Here is a 7239-nt window from a genome sequence, read left to right as displayed (position 1 = left end):
TGGACCTACGGCACGGTCGACGGCACCTGCACGGCACGGTTCTGGCAGGGTCACACGACCGACGTGGCCGTGGTCCCCGGTGACGACAGCGCGTCGTCCGACGCGATCCTCGGCGTGCTGCTGCAGATGCCGACGGCAGACATCACGCCGCTCGCCACCACCGGTGAGTTCAGCTACATGGCGGGAGGGAACGGCGGCGTCGAGACGCGTCAGGTCGTCGGAGTGGACGGCAGCCGCACCTGGCTGATGGCCGCACGCGCCTTCACCCAGACCGGGGTGGGACTCTCCGTGATCGTGGACTGCACCGCCGGGGACGCCGAAGCGACCATGGCGAAGATCAACGAGGAGAACGCGGTCGTGGTCACGCCCTGAACGGCGGAGGACGGCCCGCGTCGGCTCACTTCCCGCCGGGAGGGCCGATCAGCAGCAGGATGACGTACAGCGCGACGATGCCCACGACCAGCAGCAGCGCGAGCACCCACGGCCGCTGCAGGAACCACCGCATCAGCCGGTCGTACCAGCGCCGATCGCGCGGATCGTCCGTCGCCTCGAGGCGCCAGTCTCCGGTGAGTCGGCCGGTGCGATGCAGCCAGATCTCCATGGGGATCGTCGCATAGGGGACGATGGCGCTGGCCACCGCGAGCACGCCGACGCCGGGATGCCAGCGCTGGTTCAGCGCGACCAGGATCGCCGTCGCCGCGTACGACAGGAACACGAACCCGTGGATGCCACCGCCCACGGTCACCACGACTCCTGGAGCGCCGACGGCGCGCGCGATGATCGCGGAGATCAGGATCGTCCAGGTGATCGCCTCGGCGATCGCGAGAACTCGGAACAGGCGGTCGGGGGTGCGGAACACGGTACTCCTCGGGTGGTGTCCCTCCACCGTATCCGCACGCTCAGGGCTCCGAATCAACCGAATGGTTGAGGTCGGTCAGCGGAGCGCCGACACCGCACAGCGCATCATCGCAAGGCCACCACAGACGGCGCGACGGAATAGCGAACGGCCCGACGGCGTTGCCGAAGGCATGGTGACAGTGGATGCGGATGCGCTCTCGAACGTGCTCGGCTCCGTCGACCTCCGTGTCGGCATCGGTCGACGCGCCTCGCTGCCCGCGGGATCGCTGCTGCCCATCCCGGCCGACAGCATCACCCTGGTCTACGTCGCCGCAGGAGGCGTGAACGGGCACCCGCCGCTCGGCGACGGCTGCCGACTCGACGTCGACACCGACTCGAAGCGCTTCTCGCTCGACTCCCTCGCCCTCGACCCGAAGGCCCGCCGAGACATGCTCGTGGCGGGGGACGCGTTCCTGACGCTCGGTCGTTCGCCCTTCGTCCTCGAAGCACAGGACGACACGAGTCTGATGATCGCCGACATCGAGCTCGCGGATGCGGCATCCCCGCTCCCCGCCCTGCTGCCCCCGTTCCTCACGGTCACCGGTTTCGACGCCGTGGAGCCCGCCGCCGCAGCCCTCGCCCTCAACATGGGGGTCATCGATCACACGGTGACACCCGCACGCCAGGGCGACCCCATCATCTGCCGCATGATGGCGACCACCGTGCTGCTGTCCCTGATCAGGGCATGGGCGGCGAACGGCTGCGCGCCGACGGGATGGCCCTCGTTGTCGAACGATCCATTCCTCGACCGCGTCGTCGACGCCATCCGCGAGGAGCCAGGACGCGACTGGACGGTCGAGCGCCTGGCCGGCATCGGCGCCATGTCGCGGTCGACCTTCGCGGAGAGGTTCCGCAGCGCGGTCGGCCGCTCACCGGCGGACTATGTGACCGAGGTGCGTGTCGACGCGGCGAAGCGCATGCTCGAGGCAGGACGCAGTGTCTCCGACATCTCGCGCGAGCTGGGATACGCCTCCGACGAGGGGTTCAGCCGTGCGTTCCGACGCCGCACCGGCTTGACCCCCTCGTCGTGGCGGCTCGCCCACCGCCTCCCCGTCTCGGCCTGAGGCCGCGCGCGGCTCAGTCCCTGCTGCTGACCCGGTTGGAGACGCCGAAGAGCACCGCACCGGCGAGCAGCGCGATCGCGCCGATCACGTAGACGAGCTCGACGTTCAGGGTGTCGACGAGGAGACCGCCGATGCCCGCCGCCAGCGTGATCGCTCCCTGGAACCCGACGACCACCAGGCTGCCTCCCGCTTCGAGACGATCCGGCATGCGGTGACCGACCCAGGTGTTGGCGACGATCAACCAGGACGAGAAGAAGAAGCCCCACACCAGCACGACGATGCCGACGCCGATGATCGACCCGGAGAACAGGATCATCGAGATCACGGACACGGCGATCACCAGCGGTGCGAACACCGCGAAGAACGCGAAGGTGCGGTCGATGACGAGCCCGATCGTGATGTTGCCGAGGAGCCCGCCGACGCCGAACAGCGCCAGCAGCACCACGATGGTCGAGGCGTCCACCTCGGGGATGCGCTCCAACGCGAGACGCACATAGGTGTAGGCGAGGAAGTGTCCGAGCACGACCAGGACGTGGCCCACCATGCCGAGACCGATCCCCGGGCGGCGCAGCGTGTCCACGAGCAGACGCAGGCTCGACGCCCTCTCGGCCGGAACCGAGGGCAGCGCGAAACGCAGGACGACGGCGAGGACGACCATCAGCACACCGGCGATGGCGAAGACCATCCTCCAGTCGACGAGCTCGCTCAGCATGACACCCAGCGGCACACCCGCCACCGTCGCCAGCGACACCCCCGCCGAGGTGAACATGACACCGCGACCGAGATTCTCCGGTCCCGCGAGCCGTGCCGCGACCGTGATCGACATCGCCCAGAACGCGCTGATCGCCGCGCCCAGCAGGAAGCGCGCCAGCAGCACGATGATCAGGTTCGGGGCGATCGCGACGATGAGGTTCGACACGGCGGCCGCGAGCGCCATCCATACGAGCAGCGACCGCCGGTCGAGCCGCGGGAACATGAGTCCGACGGTCGGAGCGACCACGAGCCCCACCAGCGCGGTGACGGTGACGGTCTGCCCTGCCTGCCCCGGGGTGACCCCGAGCCCGTCGGCCATCTCGGTGAGGACGCCGTTGGGAAGGAACTCGGCCGTGACCAGCAGGAACCCCATCAGCATCAGGACGATCAGTCCGCCGTAGCGGATGCGGACAGCCGCGGACGGCGGCAGGGTGGGGACGGGGGCAGTCGTGGTCATGTTCTCCACACTCGCAGTCCGCGGAGGCCGACGCCCGATCAGGCGTCCGCCGCATCCGACCATTCGTCCGGTCCGGTTCCGGCGGGCCAGCGGAGAGGCGGGGAGTTCCCAGCCGGAGCGTGCAGAGTATCGATATGCAGGAGCGCGGAGGGGCACGGCAGCGGATGCTGCACGGCGCCTCGGTCATCGCGGCGATCATGCTCACCGCCGGATGCACCCCGCAGCAGGCGGTCGGGCCTGAGGACTGGACACTCGAGGCGATCCCGTTCCAGAGCTCCTCCGTCGGCGCGGGCCCGGAGGCCACACCGGCCGGCGAGCCGATCGATCTGGCCTACGGGATGCGTGTGTTGTCCGACGACGGGGCCGGCGGCTTCTGGACCGTCTCGTCCGGATCATGGCTGCACGTCGGGGCCAATGGCCAGACGCTCACCCGGTTCAACACCGAGCCCGAAGACCCGCTCTCGCATGTCGGGGCGATCGCCGCGCTCTCGCCCACCGAACTGGTCCTACTGCAGGGCGACCGGCTGCATGTGATGCCGATGCTCTCGGTGCTCGATACCACCACCATGGCGGTGCGTGATCTGCCGGGAGATGCCGTCGGCGACGAAGGCGACTTCGACTTCGGGGACTTCGAGTTCGGGGATGTCGCCGTGCACGAGGGAGACGCCTTGGTCGTGCGGTACCAGCCGCGCCCATCCGACGGTTACCTCGACTACGAGGTGCTGCGCGTCGACGTCGACAGCGGCGCTCGGACGCTGCTGCACGGCGGTCCGATCGACCTCGACGACGCACCGGGCGCTCGCCCCGGCGTCCCGCCGATCAGCCTTGATGTCGACGACGCCGGACACATGTACCTCGCCACTCCGTCCGCGCGGATCGTGCTCGCCGCCGACGGTACGGAGCTGAGCAGGGAGGCGCAGGTCGCCGATCGTCCGCTCGTCGCGGTCGCACCGGACGGCACAGCCCTGTGGTGGGGCGGACGACCGCAACCGAGCGACGCGCAGGGCGTGATCGTCGGCGGCTCATCCGACGCGCGAGCGGCGATCGAGCGTCGGATGAGGTGCACCGACATCCCGAGCGACGGCACACTCCGCTCCGGTGACGCCCTCCGTCTGGGCAACGCCTCCGGAGAGCATCCGCTGCCGTTCCTCTGTGGCGCGAATGCCGCCGTCTGGGCGGGCGACTCCTGGGTGGTCGCAACCGGCGGCGAAGGCGATGGAGTACTCGTCCGGCTCAGGCCCCCTCTGGACACGCGCCTCTAGACACGCGCCTCTGGACACGGTGTCGTCGACACCCTAGGCTCGACGACGCACCGGGAGGATCCCGGGAAGCCCGAGCGGAAGGAGCCGAAGACATGAACACCGTCTTTGTCGCGCTCTCCGCCGACCACCTTCCCCTCGAGGCCACCCGCTCCTGATCCTGGTGTGGCCTCCTGCTCCCGGAGCCACATCGTGTCTGATCTCTTCGCTTCCTCGGAAGCCGCGTCCTTCGACGCACCATCCTCTTCTTTCGACGCCTCTTCCTTCGACGCCCTCGAGACCGAACTAACCTTCGCCGACGTCGTTCCCGGCGAGGGGCAGCGCTGGACCACGTGGCCGGCGGTCACCCCTTCCGAGCGAGGTCCTGAACCCCGGCCCGCATGGGTCGTGACCTCGGCCGGGGCGCTCGACACGGAGCGAGGCATCCTCAAGACCGGCAAGGAAGCCGACGTGTTCCTGCTCGAACGCGCGGTGCCTGGCGACCCGACGCAGCACAGCCTGCTCGCCGCCAAGCGATACCGCAGCGCCGAGCACAGCAGCTTCCACCGCTCGTCGATCTACACGGAGGGCCGCAGCACCCGGAACACCCGCGATACGCGCGCGCTCGCACGGAAGTCGGTCCACGGCCGGGAGGTGGCCGCAGCGCAGTGGTCGTTCGCCGAGTTCGAGGCGCTCTGCCGGATGTGGGAGCTCGGCGCACCCGTGCCGTACCCGGTGCAGGTGAACGGAACCGAGGTACTGATGGAGTTCCTCGGCACCTCCGACGGCACGGCCGCGCCCCGCCTCGCCCAGGTGCGCAGCGATCGCGCCGAGCTGCAGGACTTCTACGCGCAGACGGTCGACCTGATGCGGACCTTCGCCGCAGCCGGCTTCGCGCACGGCGACCTGTCGGCATACAACCTGCTCGTGCACGAAGGGCGGGTGCGCGTGATCGACCTGCCGCAGATCGTCGACATCATCGCCAACCCACAGGGCCTCGACCTGCTGCACCGCGACTGCATGAACATCTGCGAGTGGTTCACCCGGCGACGCGTCGACTGCGACCCCGAGGAGCTGTTCGCCGAGCTGCTCGCCGCCTCGTACACCTGACACGCCCCCCGCCCGCCCTGTTCCGGGGGCTGAATCGAGAGGCGGGGCGACTCAGGAGGCGGGGGCGGCCCGGCGGCGGGCCGGGGAGGTCGGGGGTCCGGGGGGGCTCAGGCAGCGAGGCGGGCGGCCAGCAGGGTCACGAGCTCGTAGACCACGTGGCTCGCGGCGATGCCGGTCATCTGCGCGTGGTCGTAGGCGGGCGACACCTCGACCACATCCGCCCCGACGATGTTCTGCGAGGCCAGGGCCCGCAAGATCCGCAGCAGCTCGCGGCTCGTCAGCCCGCCGGCCTCGGGGGTGCCGGTGCCGGGCGCGTGGGCGGGGTCGAGCACGTCGATGTCGATCGACACGTACAGCGGCTTGTCGCCGATGCGCTGCAGGATGCGGGCGATGGCGGCCTCGACCCCGTGCTCCTCGATGTATTCGCTCGACACGATCGAGAAGCCGAGGCGCTCGTCGTCCTCCAGGTCCTGCTTGGAGTACAGGGGGCCACGGGTGCCGACATGGCAGCTCGCGGTGAGGTCGATCAGTCCCTCCTCGCTCGCGCGTCGGAAGGGAGTGCCGTGCGTGATGGGGGCCCCGAAGTAGGTGTCCCAGGTGTCGAGGTGCGCATCGAAGTGCAGCACAGCCACGGGCCCGTGCTTCGCCGCCACCGCACGCAGCAGTGGCAGAGCGACCGTGTGGTCGCCGCCGATCGTGACGATGCGCTGCACCTGCTCGCCGAGCGCCAGCGCCGCGCGCTCGACCTCGGCCACGGCCTCGGTGAGGTCGAACGGGTTGACCGGGATGTCACCGGCGTCCACCACCTGCGCGATCGCGAACGGCGACACGTCCTGGGCGGGGTTGTAGGGGCGCAGCAGCCGCGAGGACTCCCGCACGTGCGACGGGCCGAAGCGCGTGCCCGGTCGGTAGCTCACACCGGAGTCGAAGGGGATGCCGACGACGGCGATGTCCGCACGCGGCACGTCTTCGATACGCGGCAGCCGGGCGAAGGTCGCGATGCCGGAGTACCGCGGGTTCACGGAGGCGTCGATGGGGCCGCTGTTGTCGGTCATTGCTCGTTCCTGTTCGTCGGGGATGTCGAGGGATTCAGAGCGCACTCTGCGGGATGTGCACCAGCTGCACTCCCCCGTCGGTGATCGCGGCGCGGATGCTCGATGCGATGTCGTCACGGCGTTCCACCCGCCGCCCGGTCGCGCCGAAGGCCGAGGCGAGCGCTGCCCAGTCGGGCTGTACCAGGTCGACGCCGATCGGCTCCATGCCGCGGTCGACCTCGTTCTGACGGATCTCGGCATACCCGCCGTTGTCGACGCACACGATCGTGATGTCGAGGCGCTGTTCGACCGCCGTCACCAGCTCGTTCACGCAGAACATCAGGGCGCCGTCGCCGATCACGGCCACGACCGGGTGCTCGGTCTGCGCGACTCCGGCACCGATCGCTGCCGGAAGACCGTAGCCGAGGGTGGCGTAGGTCGGGGTGTAGAGCAGGGAGTGCGGATGCGCCGACGACAGCACGCTGCCGAGCGCCATGTAGACGATCTGCGACGAGTCGCCCGCGACGATGGCATCGGCGGGCAGGGCCTCGACGATGATCTCGGCCAGTGCCACCGTGTCGGGGGCGGTCGCGCGCATCTCGGCGGCGATCGCGGTGCGCTCGGCGGTGAGGTCACGCGCCGGGCGCACACCGGCGGGGAGGGCAGTCGACAGCGCGTCCAGAACG

The 7239-nt window shown here is 69.8% G+C and carries 8 protein-coding genes; 4 read left to right on the top strand and 4 right to left on the bottom strand.

Annotated features, from left to right (window positions below; translation table 11 throughout):
• Nucleotides 1-372: hypothetical protein (locus DSP71_RS10360; protein WP_181800720.1), on the top strand; the 372-nt coding region annotated here is incomplete at its 5' end.
• A gap of 25 nt (nucleotides 373-397) precedes the next feature.
• Here the strand turns inward: DSP71_RS10360 and DSP71_RS10355 are convergent.
• Nucleotides 398-859 (bottom strand): DUF3817 domain-containing protein, encoded by a 462-nt coding sequence (locus DSP71_RS10355; protein WP_061015245.1) that lies wholly within the window; start codon nucleotides 857-859, stop codon nucleotides 398-400.
• A 169-nt stretch (nucleotides 860-1028) separates the two neighbouring features.
• Between DSP71_RS10355 and DSP71_RS10350 the strand changes: the two genes are divergently transcribed.
• A complete protein-coding gene (locus DSP71_RS10350; RefSeq protein WP_058632340.1) occupies nucleotides 1029-1961 on the top strand; it encodes a helix-turn-helix domain-containing protein in 933 nt (310 codons plus the stop codon).
• 13 nt (nucleotides 1962-1974) lie between these two features.
• Here the strand turns inward: DSP71_RS10350 and DSP71_RS10345 are convergent, their stop codons facing one another.
• Nucleotides 1975-3171 (bottom strand): MFS transporter, encoded by a 1197-nt coding sequence (locus tag DSP71_RS10345; RefSeq protein ID WP_058632341.1) that lies wholly within the window; start codon nucleotides 3169-3171, stop codon nucleotides 1975-1977.
• 134 nt (nucleotides 3172-3305) lie between these two features.
• On the opposite strand from DSP71_RS10345, the gene DSP71_RS10340 reads away from it, so the two are divergent.
• Together DSP71_RS10340 and DSP71_RS10335 are read left to right on the top strand one after the other, a co-directional pair.
• A complete protein-coding gene (locus DSP71_RS10340) occupies nucleotides 3306-4433 on the top strand; it encodes a hypothetical protein (RefSeq protein ID WP_147251288.1) in 1128 nt (375 codons plus the stop codon).
• A 189-nt stretch (nucleotides 4434-4622) separates the two neighbouring features.
• A complete protein-coding gene (locus DSP71_RS10335; RefSeq protein WP_113681040.1) occupies nucleotides 4623-5519 on the top strand; it encodes a serine protein kinase RIO in 897 nt (298 codons plus the stop codon).
• Nucleotides 5520-5626: 107 nt separating this feature from the next.
• On the opposite strand, the gene speB is transcribed toward DSP71_RS10335, so the two are convergent.
• On the bottom strand, nucleotides 5627-6574 hold the full coding sequence (gene speB / locus DSP71_RS10330) for an agmatinase (protein ID WP_113681039.1): 948 nt from the start codon (nucleotides 6572-6574) through the stop codon (nucleotides 5627-5629).
• 34 nt (nucleotides 6575-6608) lie between these two features.
• Nucleotides 6609-7239 (bottom strand): thiamine pyrophosphate-dependent enzyme (locus tag DSP71_RS10325; RefSeq protein WP_258546370.1); only part of this gene is annotated, 631 nt, incomplete at its 5' end.

This window comes from Microbacterium sp. H6, from assembly GCF_003314775.1.
In the GTDB taxonomy this organism is placed as follows: Bacteria; Actinomycetota; Actinomycetes; order Actinomycetales; family Microbacteriaceae; genus Microbacterium; species Microbacterium oxydans.
This window is presented reverse-complemented; position numbering and strand designations above follow the sequence as displayed.

Excerpts from the sequence above, each read along its gene's own strand:
- DSP71_RS10350 (WP_058632340.1), top strand. The coding sequence starts at position 1,029 with ATGGTGACAGTGGATGCGGATGCGCTCTCGAACGTGCTCGGCTCCGTC.
- DSP71_RS10345 (WP_058632341.1), bottom strand. The coding sequence starts at position 3,171 with ATGACCACGACTGCCCCCGTCCCCACCCTGCCGCCGTCCGCGGCTGTC.
- DSP71_RS10340 (WP_147251288.1), top strand. The coding sequence starts at position 3,306 with ATGCAGGAGCGCGGAGGGGCACGGCAGCGGATGCTGCACGGCGCCTCG.
- speB (WP_113681039.1), bottom strand. The coding sequence starts at position 6,574 with ATGACCGACAACAGCGGCCCCATCGACGCCTCCGTGAACCCGCGGTAC.